The sequence below is a fragment of the Gallaecimonas sp. GXIMD4217 genome, from assembly GCF_038087665.1.
In the GTDB taxonomy this organism is placed as follows: domain Bacteria; phylum Pseudomonadota; class Gammaproteobacteria; order Enterobacterales; family Gallaecimonadaceae; genus Gallaecimonas.
Genome location: NZ_CP149925.1, coordinates 201,355 through 226,406, shown reverse-complemented (window position 1 = coordinate 226,406; position 25,052 = coordinate 201,355). Strand labels below are relative to the sequence as shown.

Here is a 25,052-nt window from a genome sequence, read left to right as displayed (position 1 = left end):
GCAAGCGGCTGTGCAAAATAGCGGCAATAAAAAAGGGCGCCGAAGCGCCCTTCTTCAATCATGGAGTAAGGGATTACTCGATGATCTTGGCTACAACACCAGCGCCAACGGTACGGCCGCCTTCGCGGATAGCGAAGCGCAGGCCTTCGTCCATGGCGATCGGCGCGATCAGCTCGACCTTCATCTGGATGTTGTCGCCCGGCATTACCATCTCAACGCCTTCCGGCAGCTCGATGGTACCGGTGATGTCGGTGGTACGGAAGTAGAACTGCGGACGGTAGCCCTTGAAGAACGGGGTGTGACGGCCACCTTCGTCCTTGGACAGTACGTATACTTCGGACTCGAACTTGGTGTGCGGGTTGATGGAGCCCGGCTTGGCCAGAACCTGACCACGCTCGACTTCGTCACGCTTGGTACCACGCAGCAGAACACCTACGTTCTCACCAGCACGGCCTTCGTCCAGCAGCTTGCGGAACATTTCTACGCCGGTACAGGTGGTCTTGGTGGTCTCTTTGATACCAACGATTTCGATTTCGTCACCAACGTTGATGATACCGCGCTCTACACGACCGGTTACTACGGTACCACGGCCGGAGATGGAGAAGACGTCTTCGATGGGCAGCAGGAACGGCTGATCGATGGCACGCTCCGGCTCGGGGATGTAGTTGTCCAGGGCTTCGCCCAGTTCTACAACCTTGGCTTCCCACTCGGCGTCGCCTTCCAGGGCCTTCAGGGCAGAACCCTTGATGACCGGCAGGTCGTCGCCCGGGAAGTCGTAGGCGGACAGCAGTTCGCGAACTTCCATCTCAACCAGTTCTTGCAGCTCTTCGTCGTCTACCATGTCGCACTTGTTCATGAAGACGATGATGTAGGGAACGCCTACCTGACGGGCCAGCAGGATGTGCTCGCGAGTCTGGGGCATCGGGCCGTCGGTAGCGGCAACAACCAGGATGGCGCCGTCCATCTGAGCAGCACCGGTGATCATGTTCTTAACGTAGTCGGCGTGACCCGGGCAGTCTACGTGGGCGTAGTGACGGGTCGGGGTGTCGTACTCTACGTGAGAAGTCGCGATGGTGATACCACGGGCCTTTTCTTCCGGAGCGTTGTCGATCTGGTCGAACGCCTTGGCGGCACCACCGTAGGTCTTGGCCAGAACGGTAGTGATGGCAGCGGTCAGGGTAGTTTTACCGTGGTCAACGTGGCCGATGGTACCAACGTTAACGTGCGGTTTCGTACGTTCAAATTTTTCTTTAGACACAGCTAAATCCTTCTTAACAAAGGCCCCGCCCTGCTTTCAGGACGGGGTGATATTGAAATTACTTGGCGCTACGAGCTTCGATTACTTCTTTAGCAATGTTGCTCGGGCACTCAACGTACTTATCGAACTCCATGGAGTAGGAAGCACGACCTTGGGTAGCGGAACGCAGGTCGGTGGCGTAGCCGAACATTTCGGACAGCGGCACCTTGGCACGGACGATCTTGCCGGACGGGCCATCTTCCATACCTTCTACCAGGCCACGACGACGGTTGATGTCGCCGATAACGTCACCCATGTACTCTTCCGGAGTCTCCACTTCGACCTTCATGACCGGCTCGAGCAGGACGGGGTTGGCCTTCACGAAGCCAGCCTTGAAGCCCATGGACGCAGCGATCTTGAACGCCATTTCGTTGGAGTCAACGTCGTGGTAGGAACCGTCGAACAGAGTGACCTTCATGTCTTCGATGGGGAAGCCGGCGATAACACCGTTAGCCATCTGCTCTTGGATACCCTTGTCAACGGCCGGGATGTATTCCTTCGGAACCACACCACCAACGATTTCGTTGACGAATTCGTAGCCTTTGCCTTCCTCGACCGGCTCCATGCGCAGCCAGACGTGACCGAACTGACCACGACCACCGGACTGACGTACGAACTTACCTTCGATTTCGACAGACTGGCGGATGGTTTCGCGGTAGGACACCTGAGGCGCACCGATGTTGGCTTCAACCTTGAACTCGCGCTTCATGCGGTCAACGATGATTTCCAGGTGCAGCTCGCCCATACCGGCGATGATGGTCTGGCCGGACTCTTCGTCGGTCCAGACGCGGAAGGAGGGATCTTCCTGAGCCAGGCGGCCCAGAGCGATACCCATCTTCTCCTGGTCGGCCTTGGTCTTCGGCTCAACGGCTACGGAGATAACCGGCTCAGGGAACTCCATGCGCTCCAGGATGATCGGGTGATCGAGGTCACACAGGGTTTCACCTGTGGTGACGTCTTTCAGGCCGATACCGGCAGCGATGTCACCGGCGCGAACTTCCTTGATCTCTTCACGCTTGTTGGAGTGCATCTGAACGATACGACCCATGCGCTCCTTCTTGCCTTTGGTGGCGTTCAGGATGGAGTCACCGGAGTTAACCACACCGGAGTACACGCGGAAGAAGGTCAGGGAGCCGACGAAGGGGTCGGTGGCAATCTTGAACGCCAGGGCCGCGAAGGGCTCGTTGTCGTCAGACTTGCGGGTAGACTCGGTACCGTCCGGCAGTTCGCCCTTGATGGCGGGAACTTCGGTCGGGGCCGGCAGGAAGTCGATGACGGCGTCCAGCATGGCCTGTACACCCTTGTTCTTGAACGCAGAACCACAGGTACACAGGATGATCTCGGTGCTCAGTACGCGAGCACGCAGACCGGCCTTGATTTCCTCTTCGGTGAGCTCTTCACCGCCGAGGTATTTTTCCATCAGCTCTTCGTTGGCTTCGGCAGCGGCTTCGATCATGTTCATGCGCCACTCTTCGGCCTCGTCCAGCATGTCGGCCGGAATGTCTTCATAGGTGAAGGAAGCACCCATGTCAGACTCATTCCAGTTGATGGCCTTCATCTTGATCAGGTCGATAACGCCCTTGAAGTCTTCTTCGGCGCCGATAGCCAGCTGGATCGGAACCGGAGTGGCCTTCAGGCGGGTCTTGATCTGCTCGACCACGCGCAGGAAGTTGGCACCGGTACGGTCCATCTTGTTAACGAAGGCGATACGCGGAACACCGTACTTGTTGGCCTGGCGCCATACGGTTTCGGACTGGGGCTGTACACCACCAACGGCACAGTAAACCATCACGGCACCGTCCAGTACACGCATGGAACGCTCTACCTCGATGGTAAAGTCAACGTGTCCGGGAGTGTCGATGATGTTGATGCGGTGCTCGGGGAACTGCTGACCCATGCCGCTCCAGAAGGCGGTAGTGGCAGCAGAAGTGATGGTGATACCACGCTCCTGCTCCTGTTCCATCCAGTCCATGGTGGCTGCACCATCATGAACCTCACCGATCTTGTGAGAGATACCGGTGTAGAACAGGATACGCTCGGTGGTGGTCGTCTTACCGGCATCGATGTGAGCGCTGATACCGATATTGCGGTAGCGCTCGATAGGAGTTTTACGAGCCACGATAGCTTTCCTCTGTTATCGATTCCTTGGGCAATGCCCATGGTTTGATGGCTCCACGGGGGAGCCATCCAATAGGCATTACCAACGGTAGTGAGCGAATGCCTTGTTCGCTTCGGCCATGCGGTGCACGTCTTCACGCTTCTTAACCGCAGTGCCTTTGTTCTCAGCGGCGTCCAGCATTTCACCGGCCAGGCGCTGAGCCATAGATTTTTCACCGCGCTTACGGGCAGCTTCCACCAACCAGCGCATGGCCAGGGTGTTGCGACGCACCGGACGGACTTCAACCGGAACCTGGTAAGTAGAACCACCTACGCGGCGGGACTTAACTTCCACGGCCGGACGAACGTTGTCCAGAGCGGCTTCGAATACTTCCAGATGCTCCTTGCCGGCTTTTTCGGCAACGATATCCAGGGCACCGTAAACGATCTTTTCAGCAGTAGATTTCTTACCGTCAACCATTACTACGTTGACGAATTTGGCAAGAACTTCAGATCCGAACTTGGGGTCCGGCAGGATCTTGCGCTGACCAATAACGCGACGTCTTGGCATGATTCGATTCTCCGATTTGCTTCAGGTAGTACCCAAAACTCAACAAACAAAATTTAGCTTGGCCTTACTTAACGGAGAAACCATTAAGCCTTGGGACGCTTGGCGCCGTACTTGGAACGACCTTGCTTACGATCTTTGACACCGGCGCAGTCCAGGGTGCCGCGAACGGTGTGGTAACGAACACCGGGCAGGTCCTTTACACGACCGCCACGGATCAGGATCACGGAGTGCTCCTGCAGGTTGTGACCTTCACCACCAATGTAGGAGGTGACTTCAAAACCGTTGGTCAGGCGAACACGGCACACTTTACGCAGTGCAGAGTTCGGCTTCTTGGGGGTAGTGGTGTATACACGGGTGCATACGCCACGCTTTTGGGGACAAGCTTCCAGTGCCGGCACGTTGCTCTTGGCAACCTGACGGACACGCGGCTTGCGTACCAGCTGGTTAATAGTAGCCATTAGGTTGCTAACTCCTGGTTAGTTGCCTTTCGTAATCTACGGTGAAAAATCAGCCCATAACAGGGCCGCGGCATTGTAGTTGCCGCTCAAAAAAGTGTCAAGACAACACAGGCTGCCCAACATAGGGGCAGCCTGTGACAAGCTCATGACAGCTTTTTACTCTTCGCCAAGATCCGCATTGAGCAGGTTGCTCAGTGCCTTCTCGGCATCGTCCGCGGTCATCTGCGGCTCGGCCGGGGCAACACCCCTGCCGCGCGCACGATCCTGGTGGTAGGAGTAACCCGTACCGGCCGGGATCAGACGACCCACGATAACGTTCTCTTTCAGACCGCGCAGATCGTCGGACTTGCCGGATACGGCAGCCTCGGTCAGTACGCGGGTGGTCTCCTGGAAGGAGGCCGCGGAGATGAAGGACTCGGTCGCCAGGGACGCCTTGGTGATACCCAACAGCTGACGCTCGAAGCTGGCCGGCTGCTTGCCAGCGGCCTCGAGTTCACGGTTGGCGATCTTGACGCGCGCCACTTCCGCCGTTTCGCCTTCCAGGAACTCGGAGTCCCCGGCACTGGTGATGGTGCACTTGCGCAGCATCTGGCGAACGATGGTTTCGATGTGCTTGTCGTTGATCTTAACGCCCTGCAGACGATAAACGTCCTGCACCTCGTTGACGATGTAGCGGGCCACCGCCTCGATACCGCGCAGGCGCAGGATATCGTGGGGCGCTTCCGGACCGTCGGCGATGACTTCACCACGCTCCACCTGCTCACCCTCGAAGACGTTGAGCTGACGCCATTTCGGGATCATCTCCTCGTAAGGCGTGCCCTCGGCCGGGGTGATCACCAGGCGGCGCTTGCCCTTGGTTTCCTTGCCGAAGGAAATGGTACCGGTGATTTCCGCCAGGATGGCCGGCTCCTTCGGCTTACGGGCCTCGAACAGGTCGGCAACCCGGGGCAGACCACCGGTGATGTCGCGGGTCTTGGAGGTTTCCTGCGGGATACGGGCGACCGCATCACCGACGCTCACCTCGGCACCGTCGTCCAGGTTGACGATGGCATTACCGGGCAGGAAGTACTGGGCCGGAATGTCGGTGCCGGCGATGTTGACGTCGTTGCCGGCCTCGTCGACCAGCTTCACCATCGGACGCATTTCCTTACCGGCGGACGGACGCTGGGACGCTTCCAGCACCACTATGCTGGACAGGCCGGTCAGCTCGTCGGTCTGGCGGCTCATGGTGACGCCTTCGACCATGTCGACGAACTTGATGCGACCCTTCACCTCGGTGATGATCGGGTGGGTGTGCGGATCCCAGTTGGCAACGATGTCACCGCCATTGACGGCTTCGTTGTCCAGCTTGGACAGCACGGCGCCGTAAGGCACCTTGTAGCGCTCGCGCTCACGGCCCTGGTCGTCGATGATGGACAGTTCGGCGGAGCGGGACGTGATGACCAGCTTGCCGTCGCTGTTCTCAACGGTCTTGGCGTTGTGCAGCTTGATGGAACCGTTGTTCTTGGCCTGTACGGAGTTCTCGGCGGTGGCTCGAGAGGCGGCACCACCGATGTGGAAGGTCCGCATGGTCAGCTGGGTGCCGGGTTCACCGATGGACTGGGCGGCAACAACACCGATGGCTTCGCCTTCGTTGATGATGTGGCCACGGGCCAGGTCACGGCCGTAACAGTGGGCACAGACGCCGAAGTCGGTGTCACAGGAGATGACGGAACGCACCTTGACCTGATCCACGGAGTGGGACTCCAGCAGATCCACCTTGGCTTCGTCGAGCAGGGTGTTGCGGGTCAGCAGCACCTCTTCGGTGCCGGGGATCATCACGTCTTCACAGACCACGCGACCCAGCACGCGCTCACGCAGCGGCTCGACCACGTCGCCGCCTTCGATCAGCGGGGTCATCCACAGACCTTCGTGGGTACCACAGTCGGACTCGGTGATCACCAGATCCTGGGCCACGTCGACCAGACGACGGGTCAGGTAACCGGAGTTCGCGGTCTTCAGTGCGGTATCCGCCAGACCCTTACGAGCACCGTGGGTGGAGATGAAGTACTGCAGTACGTTCAGACCTTCACGGAAGTTCGCGGTGATGGGGGTCTCGATGATGGAGCCGTCGGGCTTGGCCATCAGGCCACGCATACCGGCCAGCTGACGGATCTGAGCCGCGCTACCCCGGGCGCCGGAGTCGGCCATCATGTAGATGGAGTTGAAGGACGGCTGGGTCTCTTCCTCACCATCGCGGTTGATGACGGTCTCGGAGGACAGGTTGGTCATCATGGCCTTGGACACACGCTCGTTGGCGGTGGACCAGATATCGATAACCTTGTTGTAGCGCTCGCCGGCGGTCACCAGACCGGAGGCAAACTGCTCCTGGATCTCGGCCACTTCCGCCTCGGCTTCGGCGATGATCTCGGCCTTCTCGGCGGGGATCTCCATGTCGTCGATACCGACGGAGGCGCCGGCCAGGGTGGCGTAGTTGAAGCCGGTGTACATCAGCTGATCGGCGAAGACCACGGAGTCCTTCAGGCCCAGGCGACGGTAACAGGCGTTCAGCAGACGGGAGATCTGCTTCTTGCCCATGGCCTGGTTAATCAGCTCGAAGGGCATGCCCTTGGGCATGACCAGGCTGAGGATGGCACGGCCGATGGTGGTGTCGGTCAGCTCGATGCGCTCGACGTACTCGCCGCTTTCATCCTGATCCCAGTGGCTGATACGCACCTTGACGCGGGCGTGCAGGTCCACCAGGCCGGCGCGGTACAGCTTCTCGGCTTCCTTGGGGTTGCGCAGGGCCATGCCCTCGCCCTTGGCGTTGATGCGATCGCGGGTCATGTAGTACAGACCCAATACCACGTCCTGAGAAGGCGTGATAACAGGCTCACCGTTGGCCGGGGACAGGATGTTGTTGGTGGACATCATCAGGGCACGGGCTTCGAGCTGGGCTTCCAGGGTCAGCGGCACGTGCACCGCCATCTGGTCACCATCGAAGTCGGCGTTATAGGCGGCACAGACCAGCGGGTGCAGCTGGATGGCCTTACCCTCGATCAGCACGGGCTCGAAAGCCTGGATACCCAGACGGTGCAGGGTCGGGGCACGGTTCAGCAGCACCGGGTGTTCGCGGATCACTTCGTCCAGAACGTCCCACACCTCAGGCACTTCACGCTCGACCATCTTCTTGGCGGCCTTGATGGTGGTGGCCAGGCCACGCACTTCCAGCTTGCCGTAGATGAAGGGCTTGAACAGCTCCAAGGCCATCTTCTTGGGCAGGCCGCACTGGTGCAGACGCAGGGTCGGACCCACGGTGATAACGGAACGACCGGAGTAGTCGACACGCTTACCGAGCAGGTTCTGACGGAAACGGCCCTGCTTACCCTTGATCATGTCGGCCAGGGACTTCAGCGGGCGGCGGTTGGAGCCGGTGATGGCACGACCACGACGGCCGTTGTCCAGCAGCGCGTCCACGGCCTCCTGCAGCATGCGCTTTTCGTTACGCACGATGATGTCGGGAGCGGCCAGATCCAGCAGGCGCTTGAGACGGTTGTTACGGTTGATCACCCGGCGGTACAGATCGTTCAGGTCGGAGGTCGCGAAGCGGCCACCTTCCAGGGGGACCAGGGGGCGCAGATCCGGCGGCAGCACCGGCAGCACCTGCATGATCATCCATTCCGGCTTGTTGCCGGACTTGAAGAAGGCTTCCATCAGCTTCAGGCGCTTGGTGACCTTCTTGCGCTTGGTCTCGGAGGTGATGGAGGGCAGCTCCTCACGCATCTCGTTGATCTCTTTCTCGAGTTCGATGCGCTTGAGCAGCTCCATGACGGCCTCGGCACCCATGCGGGCGTCGAACTCGTCACCCCATTGCTCCAGGGCGTCCAGGTACTGGTCCTCGGTGAGCATCTCACCTTTTTCCATGTTGGTCATACCGGGATCGATGACCACGTAGGATTCGAAGTACAGGACCCGCTCGATGTCGCGCAGGGTCATGTCCATGAGCAGGCCGATACGGCTGGGCAGGGACTTCAGGAACCAGATGTGAGCGACCGGGCTGGCCAGCTCGATGTGGCCCATGCGCTCACGACGGACCTTGGTCAGGGTGACTTCAACGCCACACTTCTCACAGATCACACCACGGTGCTTGAGGCGCTTGTACTTACCGCACAGGCACTCGTAATCCTTGACCGGGCCAAAGATACGGGCACAGAACAGGCCGTCACGCTCCGGCTTGAAGGTACGGTAGTTGATGGTCTCCGGCTTCTTCACTTCACCGAAGGACCAGGAGCGAATCATGTCAGGAGAAGCAAGAGCGATTCGAATGGCATCGAATTCCTCGGTCTTGTTCTGCTGCTTAAGAAACTTGAGTAGGTCTTTCACGCTTTTCTCCCATCGGAGTTTAACCCAGGGGGGCGCACGGCCCCCCTAACCTGCGATTCACTTCGGCCTTTCGGCTTAGCCTTCGTCCAGCTCGATGTTGATACCCAGGGAGCGGATTTCCTTCAGCAGTACGTTGAAGGACTCGGGCATGCCCGGCTCCATGTGGTAGTCACCGTCCACGATGTTCTTGTACATCTTGGTCCGGCCGTTCACGTCATCGGACTTGACGGTCAGCATTTCCTGCAGGGTGTAAGCGGCGCCGTAGGCCTCCAGGGCCCAGACTTCCATCTCACCGAAACGCTGGCCACCGAACTGCGCCTTACCGCCCAGCGGCTGCTGGGTAACCAGGCTGTAGGAGCCGGTGGAACGGGCGTGCATCTTGTCGTCGACCAGGTGGTTCAGCTTCAGCATGTACATGTAACCGACGGTTACATCACGCTCGAAGCGGTTACCGGTGCGGCCGTCGAACAGGGTGATCTGGCCGGAGGTCGGCAGGTCGCCCAGGGTCAGCAGCTCCTTGATGGTCTTCTCGGCAGCACCATCGAACACCGGGGTGGCGATGGGCAGGCCGGCCTTGAGGTTCTGGGCCAGGCGCATCACCTCGTGGTCGGTGAAGCTGTCGATGTCGACGTTCTGGCGGTGGTTGCCCAGGGCGTAGACCTTCTTCAGGAACTCGCGCATTTCGGCGATCTCACGCTGCTCCTGGAGCATGACGTTGATCTTGTCACCGATACCCTTGGCGGCCAGGCCCAGGTGGGTTTCCAGGATCTGACCGATGTTCATACGGGACGGTACACCCAGCGGGTTCAGGACGATGTCGACCGGACGACCGCTCTCGTCGTGAGGCATGTCCTCCACGGGCACGATGGTGGAGATAACACCCTTGTTACCGTGGCGACCGGCCATCTTGTCACCGGGCTGCAGGCGACGCTTGACGGCCAGGTAGACCTTGACGATTTTCAGCACGCCGGGTTGCAGATCGTCACCCTGGGTGATCTTGCCGCGCTTGATCTCGAACTTCTTGTCGAAGTCGGCTTTGATCTCGACCAGCTGCTCGGCGATCTTCTCCAGCTCGACCTGCTTGGCTTCGTCGTCGATGGACTGCTCCAGCCACTTCTCCTTGGCCAGCTTGTCCAGCTTGGCTTCGGTATAGCCGGAGGACAGCAGCAGGTTGCGGGCACGGCTGTAGATACCGGCCTCGAGGATCTGGAACTCCTCGGTCAGGTCCTTCTTGGCCTGCTTGAGCTGCATTTCCTCGATTTCGAGGGCACGCTTGTCCTTCTCGACGCCGTCACGGGTGAACACCTGCACGTCGATGACGGTACCGTAGGTGGAACCGGGGACGCGCAGAGAGGTGTCCTTCACGTCGGACGCCTTCTCACCGAAGATGGCGCGCAGCAGCTTCTCTTCCGGGGTCAGCTGGGTTTCACCCTTGGGGGTGACCTTACCGACCAGGATGTCGCCGGGCTTCACTTCGGCGCCGATGTAGACGATACCGGACTCGTCCAGCTTGGACAGGGCGGCTTCACCCACGTTGGGGATGTCGGCGGTGATCTCTTCGGCACCCAGCTTGGTGTCGCGAGCCACGCAGGACAGTTCCTGGATGTGGATGGTGGTGAAACGGTCTTCCTGAGCAACACGCTCGGAGATGAGGATGGAGTCCTCGAAGTTGTAACCGTTCCAGGGCATGAAGGCCACGCGCATGTTCTGACCGAGGGCCAGATCGCCCAGGTCGGTGGACGGGCCGTCGGCCAGTACGTCACCACGAACGATGGGATCGCCAACATTGACCACCGGCTTCTGGTTGATGCAGGTGTTCTGGTTGGAACGGGTGTACTTGATCAGGTTGTAGATGTCGATGCCCGCTTCACCGGCCAGCATCTCTTCTTCGTTGACCTTGATCACGATGCGGGAGGCGTCGACATAGTCGACAACACCGCCACGCTTGGCCACGGCACAAACGCCGGAGTCCACGGCTACGGTGCGCTCCATGCCGGTACCCACCAGCGGCTTGTCGGCCTTCAGGGTCGGTACGGCCTGACGCTGCATGTTCGAGCCCATCAGGGCGCGGTTGGCATCGTCGTGCTCCAGGAAGGGGATCAGGGAGGCGGCCACGGACACGATCTGCTGCGGGCTGACGTCCATGAACTGGATGTCAGAGGCGCTCATGTAGGTGGATTCGCCCTTGTGACGGCAGGGAACCAGCTCGTCCTTCAGGCGGCCTTCGTCGTCGATGTCGGCATTGGCCTGGGCGATGACGTACTGGCCTTCCTCGATGGCGGACAGGTACAGCACCTCGTCGGTCACCTGGCCGTTCTCCACCTTGCGGTACGGGGTTTCCAGGAAACCGTACTCGTTGGTGCGGGAGAAACTGGACAGGGAGTTGATCAGACCGATGTTCGGACCTTCAGGGGTCTCGATGGGGCACAGGCGACCGTAGTGGGTCGGGTGTACGTCTCGAACCTCGAAGCCGGCACGCTCACGGGTCAGACCGCCGGGGCCCAAAGCGGAGATACGGCGCTTGTGGGTCACCTCGGACAGCGGGTTGTTCTGGTCCATGAACTGGGACAGCTGGGAAGAGCCGAAGAACTCCTTGACCGCGGCACTGATCGGCTTGGCGTTGATCAGGTCCTGGGGCATCAGGCCGTCCAGGTCACCCAGGGACAGGCGCTCGCGCACGGCGCGCTCGACGCGGACCAGGCCGACGCGGAACTGGTTCTCGGCCATTTCGCCTACGGAGCGGATGCGGCGGTTGCCCAGGTGGTCGATATCGTCGACTTCACCACGACCGTTGCGGATCTCGATCAGCGTCTTCATGACCGAGATGATGTCGTCTTTGTCCAGAACGCCGGTGCCGTCGTTGTCGTCACGGCCCACACGGCGGTTGAACTTCATGCGACCGACGGTGGACAGGTCGTAGCGCTCTTCGGAGAAGAACAGGTTGTCGAACAGGGCCTCGGCCGCTTCGCGGGTCGGCGGCTCGCCCGGACGCATCATGCGGTAGATCTCGACCAGGGCTTCCAGGCGGGAGCTGGTCGGATCGATGCGCAGGGTCTCGGACATGAAGGGGCCCTGATCGAGATCGTTGAAGTACAGGGTCTCGATGGACTTGTAGCCGGCTTGGGACAGTTGAGCCAGCAGCTCCAGGGAAAGTTCCTGGTTGGCGCTGGCGACCACTTCACCTGTGGCTTCATCAACGTAGTCGCGAGCCAGGACCTTGCCGATGATGTACTCGGTGGGGACTTCCAGCTTGGTCATGCCCTCCTTTTCCATCGTACGGATGTGGCGGGCGGTGACACGGCGGCCCTTCTCGACCAGCACGTCGCCATTGGGCATCTTGATGTCGAAGATGGCGGTGTCGCCACGCAGGCGCTCCGGCACCAGATCCATCATCAGCTTGTCTTTCTTGATCTCGAAGTTCACCTTCTCGAAGAAGATGTCGAGGATCTCTTCGGTGCCGAAGTCGAGGGCACGCAGGATGATGGACGCCGGCAGCTTACGGCGGCGGTCGATACGGACGAACAGGTTGTCCTTGGGATCGAATTCGAAGTCCAGCCAGGAACCGCGGTAAGGGATAACGCGAGCGTTATAGAGCACCTTACCGGAGGAATGGGTCTTGCCGCGGTCGTGATCGAAGAACACGCCTGGGCTACGGTGCAGCTGAGAAACAATAACTCGTTCGGTACCGTTGATGACGAAGGTACCGTTGTCGGTCATGAGCGGGATCTCGCCCATGTAGACCTCTTGCTCGCGGATATCCTTGACGGTACCCGGAGCCGCTTCCTTATCAAAAAGGACCAGGCGCAGCTTCACGCGCAGGGGCGCGGAGAAGGTGACACCACGGATTTGACATTCCTGAACATCAAAGACAGGCTCACCCAAGCGGTAGCTGACATATTGCAGTTCAGAGTTGCCGGAATAGCTCTTGATGGGGAATACAGAGCGGAAGGCGGCTTCCAAGCCGTTCTGACCGTCCGGATCCACATCGATGAACTTGGTGAAGGAATCCAACTGAATGGACAGCAGGAAAGGCACGTCCAACACCTGGGGACGTTTGCCAAAGTCCTTACGAATGCGTTTTTTCTCTGTGTAAGAGTAAACCATGGGGTTCCTCAGCTCGCGAAAGTGTGACCCACTCTGTCCGACTGGGACAGTCTCAGCGCTGCGCCGTTTTGTCTTTGGCAGGGCCTAGGCTCTGCCGGAAAAGGCAAAATAAACGGCGCGAAATTTTGCCAATTCCTACAGCGCGAAAAGGCCGGTGGTCATAAAACCACCAGCCTCTTGCCCGTTTCCGGGCAGTAACCTTACTAGAAGATTACTTGATCTCAACAGAAGCACCAGCTTCTTCAAGCTGCTTCTTGAGCTCTTCGGCTTCCTCTTTGGAAACGCCTTCTTTGATGGTGGCCGGAGCGGACTCAACCAGATCCTTGGCTTCTTTCAGGCCCAGACCGGTAGCGCCACGAACGGCTTTGATGGAAGCAACCTTGTTGCCACCAGCAGCGGCCAGGATGACGTCGAATTCGGTCTTCTCTTCAGCAGCAGCGCCGCCTTCAGCACCACCGGCTACAACAGCAGCAGCAGCGGTAACACCGAACTTCTCTTCCATGGCTTCAATCAGCTCAACCACTTCCATTACGGACATAGCGGCTACGGCTTCGAGGATTTGATCTTTAGTTACGGACATGACTCAATTCCTAGTAAAAAATTGACTTTCTAAGCAGCAAAATCGAAGACCGACTTAGGCTGCTTCTTGCTCTTTCTGATCGCGAAGAGCAGCCAGAGTACGAACCAGCTTGCCAGCGGCGGCTTCTTTCATGGTAGCCATCAGCTTGGCGATTGCTTCGTCGTAGGTCGGCAGCTTAGCGAGTCGGTCAATATCAGCGGCCGGGATGAACTCACCCTCGTAGGCAGCGCCTTTGACCTCAAAATTGTCGTTTCCTTTGGCGAAGTCTTTGAACAGACGCGCCGCGGCACCGGGGTGCTCGTTGGAGAACGCAATCAGGGTCGGACCAACGAAGACATCGTTCAGGCACGCGTAGTCGGTGCCTTCTACTGCGCGACGCATGAGGGTGTTACGCACAACCTTCATGTAGATGCCGTTTTCACGGGCAGTCTTACGCAGTTCAGTCATCGCTGCCACAGTAACGCCGCGAGAATCGGCAACTACTGCGGAAAGCGCGCCTTTGGCAGCTTCGTTGACTTCAGCAACAATTGCTTTTTTGTCGTCGAGTCTTAATGCCATTGGCTTACTCCTGGATTACAACACTGGGAATTCCCAGTAGTTAAAACACTCAAGCTAGGCTTGAGGGCCTAACGGTGCCAACATCCAGAAGAGAAGGAATCTCTTTGGGATTGTCACCGTCTGCGTAGGCAAATTTAAACCTTTTCAGGCACCTACGGTCTTGGACGGGGGCTCGGAGGAGCCCCAACCCATACGAAAGCGACAAATCATAGCAGAATTTGCCGCCTTCGCCAATCTTTCCGGATCCCGACCTTACAGGTTGGTTTCCAGAGAAGCTTGGTCGATAGCCACGCCGGCGCCCATGGTGGTGGACAGGCTGACTTTCTTCAGGAATTGACCTTTGGCAGAAGAAGGCTTGGCTTTCTTCAGGGCAACCAGCAGGGCTTCCAGGTTTTCCTTCAGCTTGGCTTCGTCGAAATCCACTTTACCGATGGTGGTGTGGATGATGCCGTTCTTGTCGTTACGGTAACGAACCTGACCGGCCTTGGCGTTTTGAACCGCTTCGGCAACGTTCGGGGTTACGGTGCCAACCTTGGGGTTCGGCATCAGGCCGCGGGGGCCCAGGATCTGACCCAGTTGGCCAACAACGCGCATCGCATCGGGAGTGGCGATAACAACGTCGAAGTCCATGTTGCCGGCTTTAACTTGCTCGGCCAGGTCTTCCATACCAACGATGTCGGCGCCGGCTTCTTTAGCGGCGTCGGCATTGGCACCCTGGGTGAACACGGCAACACGTACGCTGCGGCCAGTACCGTGGGGCAGCACGGTGGCGCCACGAACGTTCTGGTCGGATTTACGAGCGTCGATACCCAGGTTAACGGCCACGTCCACGCTTTCAACGAACTTGGCGGTGGCCAGTTCTTTCAGCAGGGCAACGGCTTCGTTGATGGAGTACTCGCGAGTCGCGTCAACTTTCTCGCGGATGGTGCGCATGCGCTTGGTCAGTTTTGCCATCGTCTTAGTCCTCAACTACCAGGCCCATGGAACGAGCGGAACCGGCGATGGTGCGCACAGCGGCGTCCATATCGGCAGCGGTCAGATCCGGCTCTTTCATCTTGGCGATTTCTTCCAGCTGGGCACGGTTTACGGTACCAACCTTGTCAACGTGCGGCTTGGAGGAACCACTCTTGATACCGGCAGCCTTCTTCAGCAGGAAGGAAGCGGGCGGAGTCTTGGTTTCAAAAGTGAAGGAACGATCGCTGTATACGGTGATAACAACGGGTACCGGAGCACCTTTTTCCAGGGAATCGGTCTTGGCGTTGAAGGCCTTACAGAATTCCATGATGTTAACACCGTGCTGACCCAGGGCGGGACCAACCGGCGGACTCGGGTTAGCCATACCAGCTGCAACCTGCAGCTTGATGTAGGCTTCTACTTTCTTAGCCATGATATACCTCTATTTGGGTTCTAACGCCCCTAAGGGCTCCCCTTGGTTAAACCTTTTCAGGTTCCCTTCACGAAAAAGGGCAGCGAATTTTAGAAAATTTCGCTGCCCTTGCCAAGCGGATTGGGTAAATTTTAGCCCTTTTCCACCTGGCTGAATTCCAGTTCCACCGGCGTGGAGCGGCCAAAGATGAGTACAGACACCTTCAGGCGGCTCTTTTCGTAGTCCACTTCTTCCACGACACCGTTGAAATCGGCGAAAGGACCGTCGATAACACGAACGGCTTCGCCCGGTTCGAACAGGGTCTTCGGCTTCGGCTTGTCGGTGGACTCCTCGAGGCGGTTGAGGATGGCGGCCGCTTCCTTGTCGGTGATGGGCGCCGGCCGATCGGAAGTGCCGCCGATGAAGCCCATGACCCGCGGAACGGAGCGTACCAGGTGCCAGGACTCGTCGTTCATGATCATCTGCACCAGCACATAGCCGGGGAAGAACTTGCGCTCGGACTTGCGCTTCTGGCCGGCACGGATCTCAACCACTTCTTCGGTGGGCACCAGTACTTCGCCAAACAGATCTTCCATGCCGTGCATCTTGATGTGCTCACGCAGGGACTGCGCGACACGGGATTCAAAGCCGGAGAAGGCCTGAACCACATACCATTTCATGTTCTCTTGAGTCATGGAATTTAGATCTCCAGTCCAGTGATCCAGCCAACCAGGCGCAACAGGGCGCCGTCGAGGATCCAAAGCAGCAGACCCACCACGGCGGTGGCCGCCATGATGATCAAGGTAGTGTGGGTGGTCTCCTGGCGGGTCGGCCAGACCACCTTGCGCACCTCGGTACGGGATTCCTTGGCGAAGCCAATGGCTTCCTTACCCTTGCTGGTCATGGCAGCCAGGCCAAAGGCCAGGCCAAAGGCGACAACGGCGACGCCGGCACGCACCGCCAGGTGCACTTCTTCACCGAAGAAGTAGTTCGCCACGACGATACCGGCCAGTATGGCCACTACCACTACCCACAAGAGTGTATCCAGCGCACCATTGCTTTGCTGCTGCTGTTCGGCATTTGCATTCATTTCGACCAACCTATCAACATCTGTCGAATCCGAGGCCCCGCCCTTTGCCGGACCCGGCGGCGGTCAGGGTGCTTCCAATGACCCAGACCAGCCCTGTTCTTCCACAGCTCCCATCGGGAGTGGTGGCTGATGTTACCAGATAAGAATAAAAAATACTTATCTCAATTACTGTTTTGTCTGCCATCTAGGGCAGATAACAGACAAAACAGGGCGCCGAAGCGCCCTGTCTGATATCAAGGAGTAAGGGATTACTCGATGATCTTGGCTACAACACCAGCGCCAACGGTACGGCCGCCTTCGCGGATAGCGAAGCGCAGACCTTCGTCCATGGCGATCGGCGCGATCAGCTCGACCTTCATCTGGATGTTGTCGCCCGGCATTACCATCTCAACGCCTTCCGGCAGCTCGATGGTACCGGTGATGTCGGTGGTACGGAAGTAGAACTGCGGACGGTAGCCCTTGAAGAACGGGGTGTGACGGCCACCTTCGTCCTTGGACAGTACGTATACTTCGGACTCGAACTTGGTGTGCGGGTTGATGGAGCCCGGCTTGGCCAGAACCTGACCACGCTCGACTTCGTCACGCTTGGTACCACGCAGCAGAACACCTACGTTCTCACCAGCACGGCCTTCGTCCAGCAGCTTGCGGAACATTTCTACGCCGGTACAGGTGGTCTTGGTGGTCTCTTTGATACCAACGATTTCGATTTCGTCACCAACGTTGATGATACCGCGCTCTACACGACCGGTTACTACGGTACCACGGCCGGAGATGGAGAAGACGTCTTCGATGGGCAGCAGGAACGGCTGATCGATGGCACGCTCCGGCTCGGGGATGTAGTTGTCCAGGGCTTCGCCCAGTTCTACAACCTTGGCTTCCCACTCGGCGTCGCCTTCCAGGGCCTTCAGGGCAGAACCCTTGATGACCGGCAGGTCGTCGCCCGGGAAGTCGTAGGCGGACAGCAGTTCGCGAACTTCCATCTCAACCAGTTCTTGCAGCTCTTCGTCGTCTACCATGTCGCACTTGTTCATGAAGACGATGATGTAGGGAACGCCTACCTGACGGGCCAGCAGGATGTGCTCGCGAGTCTGGGGCATCGGGCCGTCGGTAGCGGCAACAACCAGGATGGCGCCGTCCATCTGAGCAGCACCGGTGATCATGTTCTTAACGTAGTCGGCGTGACCCGGGCAGTCTACGTGGGCGTAGTGACGGGTCGGGGTGTCGTACTCTACGTGAGAAGTCGCGATGGTGATACCACGGGCCTTTTCTTCCGGAGCGTTGTCGATCTGGTCGAACGCCTTGGCGGAACCACCGTAGGTCTTGGCCAGAACGGTAGTGATGGCAGCGGTCAGAGTAGTTTTACCGTGGTCAACGTGGCCGATGGTGCCCACGTTAACGTGCGGTTTCGTACGTTCAAACTTTTCTTTAGACATGATCGTCCCTCTATCTAAGAGTTTGGTGGGTCCAAAGACCTACCGGTTCTTTGCTTTGCTCAAGAAATATATTATGGCTTGAAAGGCAGAGAGGGAAAAGTGGTGCTGATAGGCAGATTTGAACTGCCGACCTCACCCTTACCAAGGGTGCGCTCTACCAACTGAGCTATATCAGCACACGAGACTGGAGCGGGCAGCGGGAATCGAACCCGCATCATCAGCTTGGAAGGCTGAGGTAATAGCCATTATACGATGCCCGCTAATAAACCCTGAGGCTACCTCAAACCGGAATATGGTGGTGGGGGAAGGATTCGAACCTTCGAAGGCTGAGCCGTCAGATTTACAGTCTGATCCCTTTGGCCACTCGGGAACCCCACCAAATTGTCCTGACGAGTCTTCGGCCATGGGCCCTGGCGTGTCAGTAGCCAGTCGAGTGAGGCGCATTCTAGAGGATGTGCTTGCCCCCCGCAACCTTTTGCAGGGGGCATTTTTGCCTCTGCCGGTCCATTCGGACAGATTTTAAGCAGAACCTCAGCGGGTGGCGTAAACGGCCAGCCCCTCCAGCACCAGTTCTGGCCTTTCGTCCAGTTGCCAGGGCAATGGCCTGGCCAGGTGGCGGCTGCCACCACCGGTCAACACCACCTGCAGTTCCTCGCCAAGACGCGCCTTGGCAAGGGCGATACCCTGGTCGATGATGCCGTGCAGCATGGCCCGGCAGCCCTGGGCCAGGCACAGGCCGGTGTCGTCACCAAAGGCGAGGCTCTGGTCCATGTCGTCCAGGCTCCTGACCTGGGCGGTCTTGGCCAGCACCGATTGGCTCATCAATTGGAAGCCTGGGGCTATCCAGCCGCCCAGGTGACGGCCATCCGATGCCACCAGGTCCAGGGTCACGGCGGTACCTATGTCTACCACCAGACAGGGCCCCTGGTAGCGGCCGTGGGCCGCCACCAAGGCCAGCCAGCGGTCAACGCCAAGGCGGCGACAGTCCTGGTAGGCATTGGTGACACCAAATGCCTTGGACTCGGTGACCACCCGCTGGTAGGCCAAACCCTGGTCCAGGGCGAAGGATTCCAGCTCATGGGTGGCCGCATCCTGGGCCACGGAAGCGAATACCAGTTTCTGGCAGTCCGCCGGCACGGCGTCGGCCAGCTGCTCGGCCAGCTCGCCCAGGGCGAAACGGCCCAAATACTGCCAGCCGTCATCACCGGCCAGGGCTGCCTTCAGGTAGGTATTCCCTACTTCAGCCAAAAGTGCTGTCATAACTCCTCATGGAAAGTTCACCGCCATAGATGCGGTGCAGGCCCTCTCCGTTTTCCAGGATCAGGGCGCCGTCGTCGGCAATGCCGCAGCAGATGCCGCGTTGTTCACTGTTCTCGCTCTTCAGCACCACGGCCTGGCCGCGGAATTGATCAAGGCGGTTCCAGTCCGCCACAAAGGCTTCCAGGCCTTCCCGGGCAAAGGTGGCCATGGCCTCACGCAATGCCTTGCCACAGGCAACCATCAGCGCCGTGCGATCGACGTTGGCACCGGTCAGGCGGCTCAGATCCGTCCAGGGCTGATCAACCTGGCTGCCGATCTCGTCCGGCATGTTGACGTTGATCCCCACCCCGATGATGGCATTGACCGGGCCATTAGCCTGGCCGGCCAGTTCCACCAGGATACCGCCCAGCTTGCGCCCGCCGGCATAGAGGTCGTTGGGCCACTTCAGGCGGATCTGGTCACCACAGTGCTCATTGAGCACCCGGGCGATCACCACCCCGGCCACCAGGCTGAGTCCCTGGACGGCGGCATTATTGCTATCCAGGCGGCACTGCAGACTGAAATAAAGGTGGGCACCAAAGGGGGAGTGCCAGGTATTGCCACGGCGGCCACGGCCCGCCGTCTGGGCCTCGGCGATCACCAGGTCGCCATCACGGGCACCCAGCTCCTTGATGACATCATTGGTGGAGCTCACCTCGGCAAAGACACTGACATTGCCTTCCTGCCCCAGGGATGCAGTGAGTACTTCCTCATCAAGCAGCGAAAGCGGCTTGGAAAGGCGGTACCCCTTGCCCTTGACGCTGAAGATATCCAGTCCAAGCCGGCGCAGTTCCGCCATTCGCTTGGAGATCGAGGCGCGGGAAAGCTTCAGCAGCTCTCCCAGTTCTTCACCGGAGTGAAATCGGCCATCGGCCAGCTGCCGCAGCAGCAGCCTGTTTGCGGGATCTAAGGTTTTCATTGGACGCAATTTCCGAAATCAAAAGGGAATTTCTCCCGAGGCACCAATCAGCCTGACTTCCGGAACCAGATCCACGGCGAACTTGCCGAAGATGTCATCCTTGATGGCCCTAGCCAGAGAGAGCAGTTCGCCGGGCTTGGCGTGACCATGATTCACAAGCACCAGGGCCTGCTTGGCATGGACACCGGCATCGCCCGTGCGATACCCCTTCCAACCTGCCTTGTCGATCAACCAGCCGGCCGGGATTTTTATCCTCTTGTTATCCAGCGGGTAACCGGGCAGATTTGGGTAGCGCGCCTGCAGCGCCTCGTATTCTTCTGTCGTTATGGTTGGATTTTTAAAAAAGCTGCCGGCATTGCCCAGCAAAGCCGGATCCGGTAGCTTGGCGCGCCGAATCGCCACCACGGTATCCCGGATGGCAGAGGCGCTGATGGCCTGGCCTTCGGCAAAAGCCGACTGCAGGGGACCATAGCTGATCTCCGGCTGCCAGTCCTTGCTCAGGGTCAGGCCAATGGCGGTGATGATGGCCTTGCCGGCCAGCTCACCCTTGAAGATGGAGTCGCGGTAGCCAAAACGGCAATCCGAGGCCATGAGCCTGTGAACCTTGCGGTCTTCAAGGGAGAGGAAGTCCACATAGTCACAACGCTGGGCCAGCTCCACGCCATAGGCACCAATATTCTGTATCGGCGCCGCCCCGGCAGAACCGGGGATCAAGGCCAGGTTTTCCAAGCCGGCAAAACCCTGGGCCACAGTCCAGTCAACCAGCGCCGGCCAGGACTCCCCGGCCGCCACATGCAGCTTGTACTCCTTTCCGGTCTCCTGCACCTCAATACCCTTCAAACCGTTGATCAGCACGGTGCCGTCAAAGTCTTCGGTAAAAAGCACGTTGGAGCCGCCGCCAAGGACCAGGGTGGCCTCGGAACTCATGCAGGCATCCACACAGGCCCGCAGCAGATCGGCAAGGGAGGAAGCGATCTCCAGGCGGCGGGTTTGGATATCCAGGGCGAAGCTGTTGAAGTCCTTCAGACTGCTATACTGGCTGACTTTCATCTAGGTACCTTGTTAGAAGGTCCCTCAGTGTACCCAAGGGCTCAAATTGACTCCACCATTGTTCGTTGACGCCTTAGACAAGGCTCAGCATCCCCTGGCCAAGCGCTTCTACAAGGAGGCTGGCTACAAGGCGCCAGTAAGAGGCCACGACAGGGTCTACGTGCTGCGAAAGGGTACCGCCCTGTTGGCCTGTTGCCGATTGGTACCCATTGCCGAGAGCTGGTTGCTGTGCAGCCTGGTGGTGGTGCCTGAACGCCGGGGCCAAGGCCTGGGCGGCCGGTTCCTAGGCCTACTGAGTCCCCTGCTGGCCACGGAAACTGCCTATACCTTTCCCTTTCGTCACCTGAAGGGCTGGTACCAAGAGTGCGGCTTTGTCGAAGTCGCCGAGGCCCCGGGAGCCATACACAACAAGTTCGCAAACTACCGCCGCCAGGGCCGTGACATCGTCATGATGAGATTCACAAACGAAAAAACCCCAGCCTGAGGCTGGGGTTCTTCGATTAGTGGTGCTGATAGGCGGATTTGAACCGCCGACCTCACCCTTACCAAGGGTGCGCTCTACCAACTGAGCTATATCAGCACGTAATTAGGTGCTTGGCAGTGACCTACTCTCACATGGGAACCCCCACACTACCATCGGCGCTACTGCGTTTCACTGCTGAGTTCGGGATGGGATCAGGTGGTTCCACAGCGCTATTGCCGCCAAGCAAATTCGTTTCTTAACCCGCCTTGCGGCCAGTTAAGTCAATTCGGTAAAAGCTGATAACTCTGTAATCTAAGTCACTCTCTCTGAGTGCCCGACCGCCATGGATGGCGGAAGTGCAGAAGATTGTCTGGAACAATCTCTGCCTACAAAACCCTTTGGGTGTTGTATGGTTAAGCCTCACGGGCAATTAGTACTGGTTAGCTACATGCGTCGCCGCACTTCCACACCCAGCCTATCAACGTTGTAGTCTTCAACGACCCTTTAGGAGACTCGAAGTCTCAGGGATGACTCATCTTGAGGCTCGCTTCCCGCTTAGATGCTTTCAGCGGTTATCGATTCCGAACTTAGCTACCGGGCAGTGCCACTGGCGTGACAACCCGAACACCAGAGGTTCGTCCACTCCGGTCCTCTCGTACTAGGAGCAGCCCCTCTCAATCATCCAACGCCCACGGCAGATAGGGACCGAACTGTCTCACGACGTTCTGAACCCAGCTCGCGTACCACTTTAAATGGCGAACAGCCATACCCTTGGGACCGACTTCAGCCCCAGGATGTGATGAGCCGACATCGAGGTGCCAAACACCGCCGTCGATATGAACTCTTGGGCGGTATCAGCCTGTTATCCCCGGAGTACCTTTTATCCGTTGAGCGATGGCCCTTCCATTCAGAACCACCGGATCACTATGACCTACTTTCGTATCTGCTCGACGTGTCTGTCTCGCAGTTAAGCTGGCTTATGCCATTGCACTAACCTCCTGATGTCCGACCAGGATTAGCCAACCTTCGTGCTCCTCCGTTACGCTTTGGGAGGAGACCGCCCCAGTCAAACTACCCACCAGACACTGTCCCTAACCCAGATAATGGGCCGAGGTTAGAACATCAAACATACAAGGGTGGTATTTCAAGGATGGCTCCACGATAACTGGCGTTACCGCTTCAAAGCCTCCCACCTATCCTACACATGTAGGCTCAATGTTCAGTGTCAAGCTGTAGTAAAGGTTCACGGGGTCTTTCCGTCTAGCCGCGGGTACACTGCATCTTCACAGCGATTTCAATTTCACTGAGTCTCGGGTGGAGACAGCGTGGCCATGGTTACACCATTCGTGCAGGTCGGAACTTACCCGACAAGGAATTTCGCTACCTTAGGACCGTTATAGTTACGGCCGCCGTTTACCGGGGCTTCGATCAAGAGCTTCGCTTGCGCTAACCCCATCAATTAACCTTCCGGCACCGGGCAGGTGTCACACCCTATACGTCCTCTTTCGAGTTTGCAGAGTGCTGTGTTTTTGATAAACAGTCCCAGCCACCTGGTCACTGCGGCTGCCGTCAGCTTAGAGAGCAAGTCTCATCACCAACAACAGCGTACCTTCTCCCGAAGTTACGGTACTATTTTGCCTAGTTCCTTCACCCGAGTTCTCTCAAGCGCCTTAGTATTCTCTACCTGACCACCAGTGTTGGTTTGGGGTACGGTTTCTTTTCATCTGAAGCTTAGAGGCTTTTCCTGGAAGCATGGCATCAACAACTTCGTTGCCGTAGCAACTCGTCTCGTGTCTCGACCTTAGGGACCCGGATTTGCCTAAGTCCCCAGCCTACGCACTTTCACCAGGACGACCGACGCCTGGCTTGCTTAGCCTTCTCCGTCCCCCCATCGCAATGAAAAGAAGTACAGAAATATTAATCTGTTTCCCATCGACTACGGCTTTCGCCCTCGCCTTAGGGGCCGACTCACCCTGCCCCGATTAACGTTGGACAGGAACCCTTGGTCTTCCGGCGAGCGGGTTTTTCACCCGCTTTAACGTTACTCATGTCAGCATTCGCACTTCTGATACCTCCAGCATGCCTCCCGACACACCTTCAACGGCTTACAGAACGCTCCCCTACCCAGCATACCTAAATATGCTGCCGCAGCTTCGGTGCATAGCTTAGCCCCGTTACATCTTCCGCGCAGACCGACTCGACTAGTGAGCTATTACGCTTTCTTTAAAGGGTGGCTGCTTCTAAGCCAACCTCCTAGCTGTCTAAGCCTTTCCACATCGTTTCCCACTTAGCTATGACTTGGGGACCTTAGCTGGCGGTCTGGGTTGTTTCCCTCTCCACGATGGACGTTAGCACCCACCGTGTGTCTCCCGGATAGTACTTTGCGGTATTCGGAGTTTGCATGGGTTTGGTAAGTCGGGATGACCCCCTAGCCCAAACAGTGCTCTACCCCCGCAAGTATTCGTCCGAGGCGCTACCTAAATAGCTTTCGGGGAGAACCAGCTATCTCCCGGTTTGATTGGCCTTTCACCCCTAATCACAGGTCATCCCCTAATTTTGCAACATTAGTGGGTTCGGTCCTCCAGTTGATGTTACTCAACCTTCAACCTGCCCATGACTAGATCACCGGGTTTCGGGTCTATGCCTTGCGACTGGACGCCCAGTTAAGACTCGGTTTCCCTACGGCTCCCCTATTCGGTTAACCTCGCCACAAAACATAAGTCGCTGACCCATTATACAAAAGGTACGCAGTCACCCCGAAGGGCTCCTACTGCTTGTACGTACACGGTTTCAGGTTCTATTTCACTCCCCTCGCCGGGGTTCTTTTCGCCTTTCCCTCACGGTACTGGTTCACTATCGGTCAGTTGGGAGTATTTAGCCTTAGAGGATGGTCCCCCTATCTTCAGTCAAGATACCACGTGTCCCGACCTACTCATCGTTTGCAACGACATCTGCCATTTCGTGTACGGGGCTATCACCCTGTATCGCGGAACTTTCCAGAACCTTCCACTATGACAGACGCTGATACACAAACTGGGCTCTTTCCCGTTCGCTCGCCGCTACTGAGGAAATCTCGGTTGATTTCTTTTCCTCGGGGTACTTAGATGTTTCAGTTCTCCCGGTTCGCCTCTGCACCCTATGTATTCAGATACAGATACCCAAGTTACCTTGGGTGGGTTTCCCCATTCGGAAATCATTGGCTCAAGCGGTTCTTATCACCTCACCAATGCTTATCGCAGATTAGCACGTCCTTCATCGCCTCCAACTGCCAAGGCATCCACCGTGTACGCTTAGTCACTTAACCATACAACCCCGAAGGGTTTCGCTGACGCGAACCATTTTCCGAAGAAAATGCCGTATGTTGACTAACACCTGGTTTTCGCCGGACACTCATCAAGTAGAGAG

At 58.0% G+C, this 25,052-nt stretch carries 17 protein-coding genes, 4 tRNA genes and 2 rRNA genes; 1 reads left to right on the top strand and 22 read right to left on the bottom strand.

Going from position 1 to position 25,052, the window contains the following annotated elements:
- Positions 1-73 precede the first annotated feature (73 nt).
- The 19 genes from tuf (WDB71_RS01100) to murB all read right to left on the bottom strand — a co-directional run bounded on the left by tuf (WDB71_RS01100) (position 74) and on the right by murB (position 21,184).
- A complete protein-coding gene (tuf, locus tag WDB71_RS01100; RefSeq protein ID WP_341502814.1) occupies positions 74-1,258 on the bottom strand; it encodes an elongation factor Tu in 1,185 nt (394 codons plus the stop codon).
- Between the two features lie 58 nt (positions 1,259-1,316).
- Complete coding sequence (gene fusA, locus WDB71_RS01095) at positions 1,317-3,416, bottom strand: elongation factor G (protein WP_341502813.1); 2,100 nt, start codon at positions 3,414-3,416, stop codon at positions 1,317-1,319.
- 78 nt (positions 3,417-3,494) lie between these two features.
- Positions 3,495-3,965, bottom strand: a complete 471-nt coding sequence (rpsG, locus tag WDB71_RS01090; RefSeq protein ID WP_341502812.1) for a 30S ribosomal protein S7 — start codon at positions 3,963-3,965, stop codon at positions 3,495-3,497.
- 83 nt (positions 3,966-4,048) lie between these two features.
- Complete coding sequence (rpsL, locus tag WDB71_RS01085) at positions 4,049-4,423, bottom strand: 30S ribosomal protein S12 (RefSeq protein ID WP_341502811.1); 375 nt, start codon at positions 4,421-4,423, stop codon at positions 4,049-4,051.
- A 156-nt stretch (positions 4,424-4,579) separates the two neighbouring features.
- Entirely contained in the window at positions 4,580-8,785 is a 4,206-nt protein-coding gene (rpoC, locus tag WDB71_RS01080) for a DNA-directed RNA polymerase subunit beta' (RefSeq protein ID WP_341502810.1), read from the bottom strand.
- A 75-nt stretch (positions 8,786-8,860) separates the two neighbouring features.
- A complete protein-coding gene (rpoB, locus tag WDB71_RS01075) occupies positions 8,861-12,889 on the bottom strand; it encodes a DNA-directed RNA polymerase subunit beta (RefSeq protein ID WP_341502809.1) in 4,029 nt (1,342 codons plus the stop codon).
- 211 nt (positions 12,890-13,100) lie between these two features.
- Entirely contained in the window at positions 13,101-13,469 is a 369-nt protein-coding gene (rplL, locus tag WDB71_RS01070) for a 50S ribosomal protein L7/L12 (RefSeq protein ID WP_341502808.1), read from the bottom strand.
- 54 nt (positions 13,470-13,523) lie between these two features.
- Positions 13,524-14,027, bottom strand: a complete 504-nt coding sequence (rplJ, locus tag WDB71_RS01065; RefSeq protein WP_341502807.1) for a 50S ribosomal protein L10 — start codon at positions 14,025-14,027, stop codon at positions 13,524-13,526.
- 252 nt (positions 14,028-14,279) lie between these two features.
- Positions 14,280-14,981, bottom strand: coding sequence for a 50S ribosomal protein L1 (gene rplA / locus WDB71_RS01060; protein WP_341502806.1), 702 nt, complete (start codon positions 14,979-14,981; stop codon positions 14,280-14,282).
- Positions 14,982-14,985: 4 nt separating this feature from the next.
- Positions 14,986-15,414, bottom strand: a complete 429-nt coding sequence (gene rplK, locus WDB71_RS01055; protein ID WP_341502805.1) for a 50S ribosomal protein L11 — start codon at positions 15,412-15,414, stop codon at positions 14,986-14,988.
- A 131-nt stretch (positions 15,415-15,545) separates the two neighbouring features.
- The gene (gene nusG, locus WDB71_RS01050; protein WP_341502804.1) at positions 15,546-16,088 is read right to left on the bottom strand and encodes a transcription termination/antitermination protein NusG; all 543 of its coding nucleotides are present in this window, start codon (positions 16,086-16,088) and stop codon (positions 15,546-15,548) included.
- 5 nt (positions 16,089-16,093) lie between these two features.
- Entirely contained in the window at positions 16,094-16,483 is a 390-nt protein-coding gene (secE, locus tag WDB71_RS01045) for a preprotein translocase subunit SecE (protein WP_341502803.1), read from the bottom strand.
- 248 nt (positions 16,484-16,731) lie between these two features.
- Positions 16,732-17,916 carry an elongation factor Tu gene (gene tuf / locus WDB71_RS01040; RefSeq protein WP_341502802.1) on the bottom strand — a complete coding sequence of 395 codons (1,185 nt, stop codon included), beginning with the start codon at positions 17,914-17,916 and terminating at the stop codon, positions 16,732-16,734.
- A 100-nt stretch (positions 17,917-18,016) separates the two neighbouring features.
- Positions 18,017-18,092, bottom strand: a tRNA-Thr gene (locus WDB71_RS01035).
- Between the two features lie 9 nt (positions 18,093-18,101).
- Positions 18,102-18,176: transfer RNA gene (locus WDB71_RS01030), tRNA-Gly, on the bottom strand.
- 33 nt (positions 18,177-18,209) lie between these two features.
- Positions 18,210-18,294, bottom strand: a tRNA-Tyr gene (locus WDB71_RS01025).
- Positions 18,295-18,447: 153 nt separating this feature from the next.
- Positions 18,448-19,176, bottom strand: a complete 729-nt coding sequence (locus tag WDB71_RS01020) for a type III pantothenate kinase (protein ID WP_341502801.1) — start codon at positions 19,174-19,176, stop codon at positions 18,448-18,450.
- A complete protein-coding gene (gene birA / locus WDB71_RS01015; protein ID WP_341502800.1) occupies positions 19,157-20,134 on the bottom strand; it encodes a bifunctional biotin--[acetyl-CoA-carboxylase] ligase/biotin operon repressor BirA in 978 nt (325 codons plus the stop codon). Before birA ends, WDB71_RS01020 begins: the two co-directional genes overlap by 20 nt.
- An 18-nt stretch (positions 20,135-20,152) precedes the next feature.
- The gene (murB, locus tag WDB71_RS01010; protein ID WP_341502799.1) at positions 20,153-21,184 is read right to left on the bottom strand and encodes a UDP-N-acetylmuramate dehydrogenase; all 1,032 of its coding nucleotides are present in this window, start codon (positions 21,182-21,184) and stop codon (positions 20,153-20,155) included.
- Between the two features lie 46 nt (positions 21,185-21,230).
- On the opposite strand from murB, the gene WDB71_RS01005 reads away from it, so the two are divergent.
- Positions 21,231-21,668, top strand: a complete 438-nt coding sequence (locus WDB71_RS01005) for a GNAT family N-acetyltransferase (RefSeq protein ID WP_341502798.1) — start codon at positions 21,231-21,233, stop codon at positions 21,666-21,668.
- A 20-nt stretch (positions 21,669-21,688) separates the two neighbouring features.
- Here WDB71_RS01005 and WDB71_RS01000 read toward each other — a convergent pair.
- From WDB71_RS01000 to WDB71_RS00990, 3 genes are all read right to left on the bottom strand, one after another.
- A tRNA-Thr gene (locus tag WDB71_RS01000) sits at positions 21,689-21,764 on the bottom strand.
- Between the two features lie 12 nt (positions 21,765-21,776).
- Positions 21,777-21,891: ribosomal RNA gene (gene rrf, locus WDB71_RS00995) — 5S ribosomal RNA — on the bottom strand.
- Positions 21,892-22,056: 165 nt separating this feature from the next.
- A 23S ribosomal RNA gene (locus tag WDB71_RS00990) occupies positions 22,057-24,951 on the bottom strand.
- Positions 24,952-25,052: the final 101 nt, after the last annotated feature.